A 14,375-nucleotide genomic window follows, 5' to 3' on the forward strand; every position below is an offset into this window, starting at 1 on the left:
TTTGGTACCTAAAACGGCCCACCTTAAACTTTAAAGTGGGCCGTTTTGAATGGGTTTAGGCGTTTTCGATAAGTTCTCGAATCTTCGCCAGTTGATAGCGTGAAACCTCATCTGCGGTTTCATCCTCAGCAAAAACATTGGATACCAACAGGGCATCCGCGCGGTCGAGGTAACCGCCTTCTTTAAGCAGTCCAAAGAGCTCGGTGAAGTTAACGTCGCCGTCGCCGATCTTCAGGTGCTGGTGCACCCGAACTGCATTTCCCGGTGGGTTGCTGATATAGCGCAGACCATGGGATTTGTGGTGGTTGAAGGAATCGGAGAGGTACACCGCTCCCAAACGATCCCCTACCGCTGGAATAATCTCGGCTGCTTGGTCACCCATGTGGAAAGAGTGCGGTGCAACATAAACAAATCCCACTTCCTTGGAATTTAGCCCACGGATTACCCGCCACGCTTCCATGCCATTTTCTACAAAGTCATCGGGGTGTGGGTCAATATTGAACTTCACTCCTTCACGTTCCAGGATCGGCAGCAGCTCTTCCATAGAACGATAAAAGGCATCCTCGGAATCTTCAGCGCGTTCTGGACGGCCGGAGAACTCAGTGTTGAGGGTGTCAACGCCAAGCTGAACAGCCAGTTCAATAACGCGCTTCATATTCCGAACCGCCGCCACCCTTTGGGTTTCATCGGGCCAGGAAATTCGCTGCACAGGTAGCAGCGCAGGGATGCTTACTCCGGCATCTTGAGCACGCTTTTTTAGCTTTGCCACCAGCTCATCATCGGCTTTAGGGTGCCTGAAGAAGGGGCTGAAATCCTGGTGTGGAGTGAGTTGCATGTACTCATATCCAAGACGCGCAACTACATCAGGGAAATCAAGCAGGTGATAGTCATGGTGGAAGGGGGTGGGGTCAAGGGCAATACGAACCACGTTCACAACTCCTTTATGCGTAGAAATCTGGGCGCGGTGCAGCTTCGACTGGAATGACTCCACCATCAAGAGCCTTTACGCCGGCTTCACAAGAAAGTGCCACCAGGTAACCATCAAAGGCGTTGGGGCCAGCCACCAAGCTACCGTCATGAACTGCATCAACCCAGCTTTGGATCTGACGGTCATAGGCGGTGGCAAAGCGAGTGGTGAAATCGCGGTGCTCGTTGATCAGGAATTCACCATCGCGCCAGCGCTGCATTCCGGAAGGCTGGCCAATTCGAGCCAAGCCCTTTTCAAATACAGCCTCAGTACCAACCTGGTAGCCGAATTGAATATTGACATTCATCTCGACGTCGACAAGCACACCATTTTCCAGTTCCATAATGACCAGGATTGGTTCACGCAAGCCAGCATGTGCCAAGGAGCTGGTCTTAGGGTATTTCACCTCCACGGATACCACTGGGGATCCCGCCAGCCATGGAATAACATCAAATTCATGCACCACAGAGTCAGTGATCAGCATGGACTCGTGGTAGTTCTCGCCAACAGATGGGTTACGGTGCACGCCACGCAGCATAAGTAGCTCACCAGCCTCGCCGGATTCAATAAGCTGGCGCAGGTTGTTGTACTCCGGATCAAAGCGACGCATGAAGCCAACCTGAATGTGTGGGCGATCAAGCTTTTGCTCGAGCTCCACGATGCGCAGGGAGGATTCAGAATCCGGGGTCAAAGGCTTTTCGCAGAGGATTGGAAGGCCTGCTTCCAATGCTGGGACCAGTACAGGCTCGTGGAACTGACCTGGTACGGCGATAAGCACAGCGTCGACAGCGTTGGCGGCAATGGCATCTTCAATGCGGCTAAAGATCTCAGCGCCTGGAGCATTTTCTGCAGCCTGAGCTGCACGTCCTGCATCAGGTTCAATAATGGCGGAGATATGTGCGCCACTGGTGCGGTTGTTGATGCGATCAATGTGGTCGGCACCCATGGCACCGGCACCAACAACTCCAACGCGAAGACTAGCGTTCATGATTTTTAAGGCCTTTCAGAAGATTTTGAGTGGGTGTTAGTTAACGCGGGCGTAGTGGGTGCAGCCGAAGATGTGCTTGCGGGTGCGCTCTGCAATGGGGAATGGATAGTCGACGTCGCAGCCGTACATGTCCTGCTCCACAATGGCGAAGATATCGGAATCAATCTTGGATACTGCTTCGATGATTGGGGCGAGGTCTGGCACACCATAAGGAGGCTCAATCATGATTCCTTGGGCGACTGCTTCGGCGAAAGGCATGTCGTTCTTGAGCACGTCGAAAAGCAAATTCGGGTCGACCTGCTTGAGGTGCAGGTAACCGATGCGGTCGGGGCGCTCTTCAATTAGCTTGACGTTGTCGCCACCGTAGTAGGCGAAGTGGCCGGTGTCCAGGCAGAGGTTGGTGTAGCGCGGATCGGTCTCGTCGAGGAAGCGCAGCACCTCACGGGTGGTACCAATATGGCTATCAGCGTGGGAGTGGAATTGCTGCTTCATACCAAATTCTTCCAGCAGTGCCTTGCCCAGGCGGTCGTGGCCAGCGGCCAGCTTTGCCCACTTTTCATCATCCAAGGTGCGAGATTCCAGTACTTCGCTCGTGGCATCGGAACGCCACAGGTCTGGGATCACTACAAGGTGCTCAGCACCGAGTTTGGAGGCCAAGCCAGCCACATCCAATGCCTGATCCCAGGCACGCTTCCACTGCTCTTCGCCCTTGTGGAAACCGGTGAATACGGTGCCAGCGGATAGCTTCAGGCCACGCTTACCCAGTTCGTCTTCGAGCTGGTGTGGATCAGTGGGCAGGTAGCCATATGGTCCGAGTTCGATCCAGGTGTAGCCTGCTTTAACAACCTCATCGAGGAAGCGCTCCCAAGGAACCTGCTTGGGGTCATCGGGGAACCATACGCCCCAGGAATCTGGTGCGGTGCCGATGCGGAGGCCTGGGTTTTCGCCGGCGACGGATGCTGCTTTGCTGCCTGCTGGTGCGGTGACGTTCATGATGTACTCCTTAAGAATGTATGGATGAGGTGTGGTTTTAGCCCAGTAGCGGACGCTGCAGAGCTTGTTGTTTGAGGTATTCCTCGCGGGCAATGTTGGTGCTGTCCAGGGTGGCGGTCTCAGAAACTGGTACATCCCACCAACCGGCACCATCTGGGGCGTAGATCAAAGGATTGCTGTTGATATGGATGAAGGTGGACTTTTCCGAAGCTTTAGCCACAGCCATTGCGGCTTTAAGGTCTGCAATGGAGTTTTCACCTGGTTCAATTTCAATGACATCCAGGCCATAACTACGTGCATTCATGGCCAGGTCAACGGGCAAAATTTGCTCACCTTGGAAGTTCTTGGCCTGCGCATCATATTCGCGGTACCAGGTGCCAAAACGCTGCGATCCCACAGTTTCAGACAGGTGTCCGATGGAGGCATAACCATGGTTTTGAATGAGCACCACAATGACCTTGATGCCCTCAGCCACCGCGGTAACCAGCTCAGTATTTAGCATGAGATAGGAACCATCGCCGACCATAATGACCACATCGCGATCATCACCGGCCGCGCTCAGGCCACGCTTGGCGCCAATGCCACCGGCAATTTCATAGCCCATGCACGAGAACGCGTACTCCACGTGATACCCGAGTGCATCGCGTACTCGCCACAGTTTGTGCAGGTCACCAGGCAAGGATCCGGCTGCCTGCACAATGACGTCTTTGGCGCTTGTCGACGCCTGGACCGCCCCAATAATTTCAGGTTGACCTGGGAGGTCCAGCCCGGAGGGCGCAAAAGCTTCGTCCACTTGGCGATCCCATGCTGCTTTTTCCTGTGCAATACGCTGCGCGTATTCCGCTGAAACATGGAAGCCCTCGAGGGCTTCTTGGAGCTCCACGATTGCTTCGCGTGCATCGGCAATGATGGGCAACTGGGAACCATGCTTATAAGCATCAAAGGAAGCCACATTGATATTGACAAAAGTGACATCAGGGTGCTGGAAGGCAGTGCGCGAAGCGGTGGTGAAATCGCTATAACGAGTACCAATACCGATGATCACATCTGCATCAGCAGCGATGCGGTTAGCAGCCAAAGTACCGGTTGCGCCCACACCACCTAAGTTTTGGGCATGATCCCAAGCCAAGACACCGCCACCAGCCTGGGAAGTGCCAACTGGAATTCCAGTCTTTTCCACCAGCTCCTGCAGCTGCTTTTCCGCATCCGAATAAAGCACGCCGCCACCAGCAATAATCATGGGGTTTTTGGCGTTGCGAATAACCTCCACCGCACGGGCCAGCGCTGCACGCTCCGGACGGGGTCGACGGATATGCCATTCACGATCCTGCAAGAATTCCAGTGGCACGTCAAAGGTTTCCGCTTGGACGTCTTCTGGCAAAGCAATGGTGACAGCACCGGTTTCCGCAGGATCGGTAAGCACCCGCATGGCAGATAAAGCAATTGAAAATAGCTGCTCTGGGCGTTGCACTCGATCAAAGAACTTAGAAACTGGGCGGAAAGCATCATTAACGGTCAATCCGATATCCCACGGCTGCTCCAATTGCTGCAGCACTGGATCTGCCACGCGAGTGGCAAAAGTATCGCTGGGAAGGAGCAACGCTGGAAGACGGTTGGTGGTTGCCAAAGCCGCACCCGTAATCAAGTTGGTCGCGCCGGGTCCCACCGAGGCTGCCGAAGCATAGGTGCCACGACGGCGGTGCATACGTGCATATCCCACAGATTGGTGCACCATTGCCTGCTCATTACGAGCCTGGTAATAGGGCATAAGATCCGGTTCATCAACGTTGTACTGCTTTAGTGCCTGGCCAATGCCGGCGACATTGCCGTGGCCGAAGATTCCAAACATGCCCGGAATCGTGCGTTCACGGATATCACCATCAACAGTCCATTGGTGGCCCAAAAACTCCACCAATGCTTGGCTGACTGTCATCCTCTTTGTAGCAGCCATGTGGCTTAGCCCTCTCTTTTATCTTCATATGGCAGACGATCATCAAATTCCTGACCAGTCCACGTATCGCGAACCCAGGCATGAGCTGGGTCATCATTAATTAGCCAAATTCTTTCCGGATCCGGCCCTGCCATCACATTGAGGTAATAGAGGTCATATCCCGGTGCTGCCACTGCGGGACCGTGATAGCCATAGGGCACCAAGGCAATGTCACCGGTATAAACCATGGCATTAATATCGATGTCTCCTGCTGGCGAGGAATAGGTAGAGAACATTCCAAAAGCACCGGCAGCTGCATCTTGGTGTCCACCTCCGCGGGAGGGTGCGCTTTCGAAATAATAAATTTCTTCCAGCTTGGACTCATGACCTGGCTTATATTCATCGTGCTTATGCGGTGGGTAGGAGCTCCAGTTTTCACCTGGGGTGATTACTTCGCACACAATGAGTCGGGCTGCATCAAGTGCTGCGGGGGTTCCAAAGTTGTGTACTTGGCGGCTCGAGCGGCCAGCTCCACGCAGCTCAATTGGAGTTTCCGCGGGAGCGATGTACTTCCACTCCTTGGACTCTTGGGTGGGAGCTTCTGCAACTGCGACTCGGCCTTCTCCACTTAACACAGCGGTAGTTCCAGTAGGTAGATAGAGCACATCAGTAGGTCCATCAAAAACAGACTTCCTGCCATGAAGATGTGTGGTGTGCTCACCGTGAACTACCTCAAAGCTGCCCGATAGTGGAATGAAGATGCGTTCCACACCGGTGTCCTCAAGGGGAATTTCAGTGCCGGCACTAACCTCTGCGATGCGGATTCCGGTGTATTCCCACCCTGGGGTACTAGCGTCAACCAAGCTTTGCCATGGCCCGCGAGCTAGTTCTCCCTTTTTATAAAACCAGCGTTCGTCCATTGTGATCTCCGTTTAGTCGTTCTGTGGGAACCCGAGGTTAATGCCACCGTGGGTAGCTGGGTCGAGCCAGCGGCTGGTGATAGCCTTTTCCCTGGTGAAGAAGTCAAAACCGTGAGTGCCATAGGCCTTTGCATCACCAAAGAGGGAGTTCTTCCAGCCACCGAAGGAGTGATAAGCAACTGGTACTGGGATAGGAACGTTGATGCCGATCATTCCGACCTCAATCTCATTCTGGAAGCGACGAGCAGCGCCACCATCATTGGTGAAGATTGCGGTGCCGTTGCCGAACTCGCCTGAGTTAATCAAGGCAATTGCTTCATCAAAGGAGGACACTCGCACTACGGAGAGCACGGGGCCAAAGATTTCTTCGGTGTAGGCGCGTGAGGTGAGGGGGATGTCGTCGATAAGCGTTGGTCCGAAGAAGAATCCTTCCTCCAGGCCTTCCACCTTGAAGTTGCGGCCATCAACCACAATCTTGGCGCCGTCAGCTTCAGCGATATCAACATATCCGGAAACCTTGTCGCGGTGAACGTCGGTGATCAGCGGTCCCATATGCGGTTCGCCCTGGTCATCGCCAGCACCATTGCCAATGCGCAGGGTTTCCATGCGTGCCTTGATCTTTTCGATCAGTTCATCGGCGATAGAATCAATTGCCAGTACTACTGAGATCGCCATGCAGCGCTCGCCGGCAGCTCCATAACCTGCGTTAATCGCTTGGTCAGCAACCAAATCAAGGTCTGCGTCTGGGAGGACCAACATATGGTTCTTGGCACCGCCGAGGGCCTGAACGCGCTTTCCATTCTTGGCAGAGGTTTCATAGATGTACTGCGCAATTGGAGTAGATCCCACGAAGGAAATAGCAGCGACATCCGGGCTGTTGAGCAGCCCATCAACAGCCAGCTTATCGCCTTGGAGCACGGTGAATACGCCGTCCGGCAGACCGGCTTCCTTCCATAGTTCAGCCAACCACAGAGCAGCGGATGGATCCTTTTCAGAAGGCTTCAAAATAACCGCATTGCCTGCAGCGATGGCGATTGGGAAGAACCACATTGGCACCATAGCTGGGAAGTTGAAGGGGCTAATAATGCCGACAACGCCAAGTGGCTGCTTGAAGGAGAATACATCCACACCGGTAGAAGCGTTTTCATTAAAGGCACCCTTGAGCAAGTGTGGGAAACCGGTAGCTAGTTCAACTACTTCCTGGCCGCGCAGAATTTCGCCCAATGCATCGGAAACAACCTTGCCGTGCTCAGAGGTAATGATCTCAGCGAGTTCCTGCTTACGGCTATTGAGGAGTTCGCGGAAATTAAAGAGCACCGACTGACGTTTGGCGATGGACAAGTTGCCCCATACCTTGGATGCGCGGGTTGCAGAAGCAATGGCAGCGTCGATTTCTTCTTGGTTTGCGAGTACAACCTGCGCAGTGACCTGGCCAGTAGCGGGGTTATAAACAGGAGCAGTCTTGCCGGAGTTGGAAGGGGCGAGCTCGCCGTCAATCCAGTGGTTGATGAGCTGTGTTTCGGTCATGTGAATTCCTTTTAAGCGGTTTGAGGTGAGAGTTCTTTAAGATCGGTATGAACCAGGCGAGCTGCGATATCTACTGCTGCTGCGACATCGCCATCTGGTGGATAAAGCAGGGTACGTCCAACGGTGAGGCCGCGTACTCCGGGAAGCGCGAGGGCTTGTTCCCAGCAGGCGAAGTTTGATTCTGGGTCTTTACCGTTATCGCCACCGAGTAGCAGCGTTGGCATGGTGGTTGATTCCATGACCCTTTCCATCTCATCTACGACCGGGAGTTTCATCCAGGTGTAGGCGGAATCATTTCCAAGACCTGCAGCAATGGCTACAGATTGGATAACTGCGTTGGTGGAGAGATCGTTGACGATCTTGCCGTTAACCCAGTTACTCATAAAAGGCTCGAGCATGATGGGAAGTTGTGCGGCTGCTGCTTCATTAACAGCGTGTGCTGTTGATTCCAGAGTGGGAGCGGTGCCAGCATCGGCGAGGTTGATGCGAACCAAAGTCTTAGCGAAGTCAATTCCGCGATCTACCATGGCAGCAACGTCATAACCGGTGTAGCGATCATCCATTTCGAATGAGGCTCCGCGCAGTCCCCCGCGATTCATTGAACCAACCACAATCTTGTCGTCGAGAAGCCCGAGGGCGGCAAGATCGTCGAGGATATCCGGGGTGCCCAGCACACCGTCTACCCCGGGGCGCGAAAGCGCAACGGCCATGCGCTCGAGGAGCTCATAACGGTTAGCCATGGCGGTTTCATTGTTGCCCACAGCCAGGGCACCGCGGGCGGGGTGATCAGCGGCAATGATAAAAAGCTTGCCATCTTTACCCAGCAGATCACGCTTGCGACGCTGCTTAAAACTGGCTGCTACTTGGGTGGGTTCTGCTGCGCGTATCCGGCGGAGGTTTTCAAAGCTCGCGGCGGAAATAATTGGAGTAGTCATGTCAGACTTTCTGGTTGAGGAGGCTTTCTACCTCAGCGAGGGTGGGCATGGCGGTGGAACATTCCAAGCGGGAGGCCACGATGGCGCCGGCGGTATTGGCAAAACGCAAGACCTTTTCCAAAGGCCATTCCGCGAGCAGTCCGTGGCAAAGTGCGCCGCCAAAGGCGTCGCCGGCACCAAGGCCGTTGACAACATCGACGAAAAACGGTGGCACTTCGACGGTTTCCTCTTTGGTCATCGCAAGCACGCCTTTGGGTCCTTGCTTCACAATGGCCAGTTCAACGCCACGTTCAAGCAGTGCGCGACCGGCTCGCTCTGGTTCAGTTTCACCAACTGCAACGAAGCATTCCTCTTTATTTCCCACCGCAACGGTGGAGCGTTCAAGTGCCCACTCTGCGTGCTGGGTTGCTTCCTTGGGATCGGCCCAGAACATGGGGCGGTAATCCAGGTCGAAAATGGTATGGCGGTTGTTGCCACGGGTGGTCAGAATTTCTCGGTGTGCCCCGCGACTTGGCTCTTCACTAAAACCAGTGAGGGTGAACCACAGGATTTTGGCGTCACGCACATCTGCGAGGCTGACATCTGAGGCTTCGATATTTAGATCAGGCGCCTTAGGCTCCCGATAAAAATACAGTGGGAAATCATCCGGCGGGAAGATCTCACAGAAGGTAATGGGGGTTTTAAAGGTGGGATCGGTAGCGACATATTGATTGTCCACTCCCAATTGGTCTAGTTCTGCTAGGAGGTACTCACCGAAGGGGTCGTCTCCAACACGAGAAAGGAGTGCGACATCATGTCCGTATCGTGCTGCTGCAATGGAAACGTTGGCGGCGCTGCCTCCAAGGAATTTGCCGAAGGTTTGTACTTCTGCAAGTCCCACACCGCTTTGCAGCGGGTAGATATCTACGCCGAGACGGCCGATGGCCAGAACCTCGTGAGTGCTCGTCAAGTTAGTCATGTGGCGATGCAACCCTTCACTCATTTTTGATGGAATGTGGCGACCCTCACGATCGCATGTCATGACAATAGCACATTGTCCTGACATTGCAATGGGTTCTTAGAAATTTTCTTGAACGATAAAGATTTTCTTGCAAAAGCACAGGTGGAGGCGGTTTAGGGTGGGCAGATTTGGGCTCTTTACTGGTCCGAAGTGGACTTTCGGGTTTGGTTATTTTGGGTCGTCCTTTACCTAAAGGTCAGCTAACGCCCCCTTTGTTAGCCACAAAGCATTGGTTGTAAGCAGGAATTTTAGGAAAAATCGTCGACAGCTATACGCATTTGTCACAACAAGTGATATCGTCATTTTCAAAACTTATGGATATAAAACCCGCTTAAGCTTGCTCTTTACAAAAAGGAGCGCAGACTCTTTTCAGTTTTAGATCCTTATACAGATTCAAAAATGGCTTAATCGGTACTATTGTTCAAATGTCCTTACACATTTACAAGAGGTGCTAGAAAGGCCCAAAGGAGAATTATGTCTACCGAAGCACCAGTATGGCCCGCTGAATTATTTGAAGATCTAGACCGCAATGGTCCAATCCCCCTTTATTTCCAAGTTGCCCAAAGACTAGAAAATGCAATTAGAAGTGGAATTTTAGAACCTGGTGCGCGTCTAGAAAACGAGATTGCTGTTGCCAAACATCTCAATGTTTCGCGCCCAACGGTGCGGCGAGCGATCCAAGAAGTAGTGGATAAAGGGCTGCTGGTTCGACGCCGAGGAGTTGGCACACAGGTGGTGCAAAGCCATGTCACCCGCCCTGTAGAACTCACCAGCTTCTTTAATGATCTAAAAAATGCAAACCTGAACCCCCAAACCCGGGTTCTGGAGCACCGTATTTTGGCTGCGAATTCCTCCATCGCAGAAAAGCTTGGGGTATCCCCTGGCGATGAAATCTTGCTTATTCGCAGGCTCCGCTCCACTGGAGATATTCCCGTGGCAATCCTAGAAAATTATCTTCCCACCGCCTTTGTGGATATTAGCCTCGAAGAATTAGAGTCCGGTGGTTTATACGATGCTTTAAGAGCTCGTGGAGTGGTACTCAAAATTGCAAACCAGAAGATCGGTGCGCGAAGAGTTGTAGGAGACGAGAGCAAGCTTCTTGAGGTTGATGAGGGTGGACCTCTGCTGACCGTAGAACGAGTTGCTTTAGATAACTCTGGGCAAGTTATAGAAGTGGGAAATCACTGCTACCGGCCAGATATGTATAACTTTGAGACCACCTTGGTGGCTCGTTAAAAAGAAAATGCCGCTGAGAATGACCTTCTCAGCGGCATTTAAATGTGAGCTCAGGAGCTATAGCGGGGAGGATCTTGCTCCACTTGATCCTGCTCAGGTGCGGTTAACACCTCGGACACTACGGCGGGCGGGGCAATCAGCGCAAGCTCGCGGGCAGTAGTAATAGCACCCGGAGCGTATGCGTAAGTTTGATCATCGCGGGATTCCTTCCAGCTACGCCAAATAATAAAGGCTGCTAGTGGATACATAATTAGGCTAATTACCACGATGTTGATGATCTGCGCGGTATAGCTTTCCCACAACAAGTTCCAGGAAAAGTGCAAAACAAAAGCAATTCCAAGGCCTACCGCGGCCACTCCAATGCGCCATGCCACGGACTTCCTAGCAGTGAAAAATGCGAGGGCTATTCCATAACCTGCAAAGCCGGTAAGCAGTGTGTGAATTAGTGGTCCTGCCAAGGTGCGGTATTGCCACATCACCAGCACACCGGCCATATCCGAGTTGGGATCAAACATTGCGCCGGTGGCTCCATAAAGAATATTTTCATTAACCTCAAAGCCCAGACCAACCAGTGCGCCGGTGACAAAACCATGCCACGGGCGGTTCAGCTGACGGAATCTCAAGAGGATAATTGCTACTCCAAGCGCTTTGGCGATCTCCTCCGGATAAGCACCAGCAAAACTCATGCTGACAAAATCCCAGTTCAACTTATCCATCAAATCAAACACTGATAAGCCCATAAGCATCACAATGCCCACTGCAACACAAGCACCCCACCATAGGGAAGAAAATACCCACAGGAAGGTGGAGCCCTGTCCCTTGCGTTTAGTGCCGTCAGGGAGGCGTCGATAGCTTTTAAAGTCGGGCCACAGGGGCGTTATGCTGAGCAGCCACATCACAATGACCAGGTATAACGCAGAAAAGAGGAGGCCAACTGCGCTAGCGGCTAGGTCAATCAAGGCAAAGCTCGAGAAGCTCAGAAAGAGCATGGGGGTGGAAGCAACCATCAGCACCCACAAGGTAATTCTAAAATATTTGCTCATCTTTATACTCCCTTATGCTCCGCTGCCGAGGGGTTCTGATTGCTGCTCCAGGAAATTCTTGAGTTCTTCTTCAAGATCAAAGGGCAATTCGCCACCTGGCAGCATCTTGGAATCACCTAGCCCTAAGGAAGTATCCACCGGCAGCTCCTGTAGATAATCAAGGCCTCGCTGCTGCGCCATGCTGGACCAAATGCTGTTGCCGTAATAGTCCAGGGATGAACCTTTGATAATTGCGATGGCGGTGTAATCCTCATAATCGCCAGTGCCTTGTTGGCTCAATGCCAGCACGGGCATGAGCTGCATATAGTTGTCCGCTGCAGCCGGTTCATAATACATAGCGTGAGCTGTGTCATCGTCGCTGGCAATTGCCTCGGTGTCTGCAGGAACTGAGATCGTTAGTGCGGCGTCAGTCATGCGTCGCAAAGTGTTTGCAGGGTCTTCCACGTTTTCCACCATGATGGTCACCACGGTGGTATCACCATTGCATTCCCAAAATTTCATGAAGATCTCATCTGATACTTCTTCACACATCACCGGCGCGCCGGATTCAGTGGTGATGGGAACTGACCAGTCCAGGCCCTGATAGTCGATTGCGAGGGGTTTATAGTCGCCGCCCTTGTCTGGCACGACTGCGTTGATCAACACGGGAAGAAGCAACAAAATAGCTGCTACGCCACAAATCGCCCACCACAGTTTGGCCCGGCCATACGGTTTTAGCTGGTACTTGGCTTCAATTGAACTCACAAACACAGGCTACCCGGTACTCGCGATCAGGCACCCACCTACAGACCCAGTTCACAGTATTCACCTAAAGTGGGCATCATGAAAGATCTCTATCGTTTTGTTAATGGACCATGGCTTGACTCCCACATCATTCCTGAGGATCGCGCCGTAGACGGTACCTTCCACAAGCTGCGCGATGATGCTGAACTTGATGTTCATGAAATCGTCAAGGCTGACCAAGGTCGCGCTGGCGCACTTTATGCCTCTTATATGGACACCGACGCCATCAATGCAGCTGGTGTTACTCCCCTAGACGCTGACCTGGACAAACTCTCGGTCGCTAATATCACCGAATTCGCCAAAGCCCTTGGTGAACTAGACCGCGAAGGCGTGGGTGCGCCCGTGGGTTTCTGGGTGGAAAAAGATTCCGTCTCCGATAGCTCCATCGCCTACCTCCTGCAATCCGGTTTGGGCCTGCCAGATGAGGCTTATTACCGCGAAGAAGGTCATGCTGAAACTCGCGAATCTTATAAGAAGCACCTTGAGCGTATGCTGGGATTCCTCGATTCCACTCGCCTCTTCGGACTCGACGCAGCCACCGCCGCCACCCGCATTTTCAACCTTGAAACCGACATCGCCGCTGGCCACTGGGACGTTGTCAAAACCCGCGACGCCGTAGCCACCTATAACCCCACCGACTTCGCTGAGCTCCCAGCCAAGGTGCGCGCCCTCCTCATTGCCGCTCATGTGCCTGAGCAGCGCCTGGTCAACATGATGCCTTCCTACGTTGAGCACCTCAACAATTTGCTTGTCGACGACCGCCTCGCCGATTGGCAGCTATGGGCAACGTGGCACATCTTAAGGTCCCGCGCAGGCTCGCTAGCTGAAGAAATCGGACAAGCCAACTTTGATTTTTATGGCACCCAACTTTCCGGCGCCACTGAGCAAAAAGATCGATGGAAGCGCGCAGTTGGTCTAGCTGAAAGGATGGTCGGTGAGGAGATCGGCCAGATTTTCGTCGAAAAGCACTTCCCTGCCAGCTCAAAGGCTGAAATGCTGGAGCTTGTTGACTACCTGGTGGCCGCCTACCGTGACCGCATTTCCCACCTGGCGTGGATGACGCCGGCTACGCGCGAGCGGGCCTTGGAGAAGCTAGAAAAGTTCAATGCCAAGATCGGCTACCCCGAAAAATGGCGCTCCTACGAAGGCCTAGAATTTAGTGCCTCCGGCGCAGACTTGGTTGATAATATTCGCAAGGGCTCGGCTTTCCTGCATGACTATGAGCTAGCGAAGATCGGCAAGCCTGCTGACCGCGATGAATGGGTAAGCACTCCCCAGACTGTTAACGCATTTTATAACCCCGTTGTCAATGACATCACCTTCCCAGCTGCCATTTTGCGAGCACCTTTTTATGATCCAGAAGCGGATGCCGCAGAGAATTTTGGTGCCATTGGCGCTGTAATCGGCCACGAAATCGGACACGGTTTCGACGATCAGGGCAGCCAATACGACGGCGACGGCAACCTCAATTCCTGGTGGACCGATGAGGACCGCGCCGAATTTGAGAAGCTAACCTCCCGTTTGGTGAAGCAATTTACCGGCCTTGTACCTGCCGTGCTGGTGCAAAATGACATTTCCACCGAGGGCGTTAATGGCGAGTTCACCCTTGGCGAAAACATCGGTGACCTGGGCGGACTTGGTATCGCTGTGGTTGCCTATGAAAAATACCTCGCGGACCGTGGCCTGGATTTTGCCACCTCTCCAAGGCAGCCTTTTATTGCCGAGGGGGCGGAACCAGAGCTCGCGGGCCAGGAATTTAACGGCCTGCAGCGACTCTTCCTCGCTTGGGCTAGGGTCTGGCGCACTGCGATCCGCCCGCAAATGGCCGTGCAGTACTTGGCCATCGATCCTCACTCCCCCGCCGAATTCCGCTGCAATGTCATCGCCGGCAACGTCGCAGAATTCTACGAGGCCTTCGACGTGCCAGAAGATGCTCCGGTATACATCAAGCCCGAGGACCGCCTAGCGATTTGGTAATTCTCTAGAGTCAGGGCCTGCACCTTCATTGATGTAGGCCCTTTTCGCTCTCTAGGGCCGGAAAGCTAGGCGTCGA

12 protein-coding genes are annotated in these 14,375 nt (G+C 53.3%); 2 read left to right on the forward strand and 10 right to left on the reverse strand.

Annotation, left to right across the window (positions count from 1 at the left end; all coding sequences use genetic code 11):
* Positions 1-55 precede the first annotated feature (55 nt).
* Genes SFC07_RS05255 through iolC form a run of 8 tightly spaced genes read right to left on the reverse strand, consistent with a single transcriptional unit; the run spans position 56 to position 9,218 of the window.
* Positions 56-928: a sugar phosphate isomerase/epimerase family protein gene (locus SFC07_RS05255; RefSeq protein WP_411207179.1), complete on the reverse strand. Its 873-nt coding sequence runs from the start codon at positions 926-928 to the stop codon at positions 56-58.
* 13 nt (positions 929-941) lie between these two features.
* Positions 942-1,955 (reverse strand): Gfo/Idh/MocA family protein, encoded by a 1,014-nt coding sequence (locus SFC07_RS05260; RefSeq protein WP_411207180.1) that lies wholly within the window; start codon positions 1,953-1,955, stop codon positions 942-944.
* Positions 1,956-1,991: 36 nt separating this feature from the next.
* Positions 1,992-2,948 carry a sugar phosphate isomerase/epimerase family protein gene (locus tag SFC07_RS05265; protein ID WP_411207181.1) on the reverse strand — a complete coding sequence of 319 codons (957 nt, stop codon included), beginning with the start codon at positions 2,946-2,948 and terminating at the stop codon, positions 1,992-1,994.
* 37 nt (positions 2,949-2,985) lie between these two features.
* Positions 2,986-4,899 (reverse strand): 3D-(3,5/4)-trihydroxycyclohexane-1,2-dione acylhydrolase (decyclizing), encoded by a 1,914-nt coding sequence (iolD, locus tag SFC07_RS05270; protein ID WP_411207182.1) that lies wholly within the window; start codon positions 4,897-4,899, stop codon positions 2,986-2,988.
* Between the two features lie 5 nt (positions 4,900-4,904).
* On the reverse strand, positions 4,905-5,798 hold the full coding sequence (gene iolB, locus SFC07_RS05275; protein WP_411207183.1) for a 5-deoxy-glucuronate isomerase: 894 nt from the start codon (positions 5,796-5,798) through the stop codon (positions 4,905-4,907).
* 12 nt (positions 5,799-5,810) lie between these two features.
* On the reverse strand, positions 5,811-7,325 hold the full coding sequence (locus tag SFC07_RS05280; RefSeq protein WP_411207184.1) for a CoA-acylating methylmalonate-semialdehyde dehydrogenase: 1,515 nt from the start codon (positions 7,323-7,325) through the stop codon (positions 5,811-5,813).
* Between the two features lie 11 nt (positions 7,326-7,336).
* Positions 7,337-8,260 (reverse strand): class I fructose-bisphosphate aldolase, encoded by a 924-nt coding sequence (locus SFC07_RS05285; protein WP_411207185.1) that lies wholly within the window; start codon positions 8,258-8,260, stop codon positions 7,337-7,339.
* A gap of 1 nt (position 8,261) precedes the next feature.
* Positions 8,262-9,218, reverse strand: coding sequence for a 5-dehydro-2-deoxygluconokinase (gene iolC, locus SFC07_RS05290; RefSeq protein ID WP_411207186.1), 957 nt, complete (start codon positions 9,216-9,218; stop codon positions 8,262-8,264).
* 516 nt (positions 9,219-9,734) lie between these two features.
* On the opposite strand from iolC, the gene SFC07_RS05295 reads away from it, so the two are divergent.
* Positions 9,735-10,496 (forward strand): GntR family transcriptional regulator, encoded by a 762-nt coding sequence (locus SFC07_RS05295; RefSeq protein WP_411207187.1) that lies wholly within the window; start codon positions 9,735-9,737, stop codon positions 10,494-10,496.
* Between the two features lie 50 nt (positions 10,497-10,546).
* Here SFC07_RS05295 and SFC07_RS05300 read toward each other — a convergent pair whose 3' ends face one another.
* Together SFC07_RS05300 and SFC07_RS05305 are read right to left on the reverse strand one after the other, a co-directional pair.
* The gene (locus SFC07_RS05300) at positions 10,547-11,539 is read right to left on the reverse strand and encodes a PrsW family intramembrane metalloprotease (RefSeq protein ID WP_411207188.1); all 993 of its coding nucleotides are present in this window, start codon (positions 11,537-11,539) and stop codon (positions 10,547-10,549) included.
* Between the two features lie 12 nt (positions 11,540-11,551).
* Entirely contained in the window at positions 11,552-12,283 is a 732-nt protein-coding gene (locus SFC07_RS05305; RefSeq protein ID WP_411207189.1) for a hypothetical protein, read from the reverse strand.
* Between the two features lie 78 nt (positions 12,284-12,361).
* On the opposite strand from SFC07_RS05305, the gene SFC07_RS05310 reads away from it, so the two are divergent.
* Positions 12,362-14,299, forward strand: a complete 1,938-nt coding sequence (locus SFC07_RS05310; protein ID WP_411207190.1) for a M13 family metallopeptidase — start codon at positions 12,362-12,364, stop codon at positions 14,297-14,299.
* The last annotated feature ends 76 nt before the right edge of the window (positions 14,300-14,375 follow it).

Source organism: Corynebacterium callunae, from assembly GCF_046592015.1.
Lineage (GTDB): Bacteria > Actinomycetota > Actinomycetes > Mycobacteriales > Mycobacteriaceae > Corynebacterium > Corynebacterium callunae_A.

Bases quoted from the DNA above. Each gene is read 5' to 3' on its own strand.
- SFC07_RS05260 (WP_411207180.1), bottom strand. From the start codon at position 1,955: ATGAACGCTAGTCTTCGCGTTGGAGTTGTTGGTGCCGGTGCCATGGGT.
- SFC07_RS05265 (WP_411207181.1), bottom strand. From the start codon at position 2,948: ATGAACGTCACCGCACCAGCAGGCAGCAAAGCAGCATCCGTCGCCGGC.
- iolD (WP_411207182.1), bottom strand. From the start codon at position 4,899: ATGGCTGCTACAAAGAGGATGACAGTCAGCCAAGCATTGGTGGAGTTT.
- iolB (WP_411207183.1), bottom strand. From the start codon at position 5,798: ATGGACGAACGCTGGTTTTATAAAAAGGGAGAACTAGCTCGCGGGCCA.
- SFC07_RS05280 (WP_411207184.1), bottom strand. From the start codon at position 7,325: ATGACCGAAACACAGCTCATCAACCACTGGATTGACGGCGAGCTCGCC.
- SFC07_RS05285 (WP_411207185.1), bottom strand. From the start codon at position 8,260: ATGACTACTCCAATTATTTCCGCCGCGAGCTTTGAAAACCTCCGCCGG.
- iolC (WP_411207186.1), bottom strand. From the start codon at position 9,218: ATGACTAACTTGACGAGCACTCACGAGGTTCTGGCCATCGGCCGTCTC.
- SFC07_RS05295 (WP_411207187.1), top strand. From the start codon at position 9,735: ATGTCTACCGAAGCACCAGTATGGCCCGCTGAATTATTTGAAGATCTA.
- SFC07_RS05300 (WP_411207188.1), bottom strand. From the start codon at position 11,539: ATGAGCAAATATTTTAGAATTACCTTGTGGGTGCTGATGGTTGCTTCC.
- SFC07_RS05310 (WP_411207190.1), top strand. From the start codon at position 12,362: ATGAAAGATCTCTATCGTTTTGTTAATGGACCATGGCTTGACTCCCAC.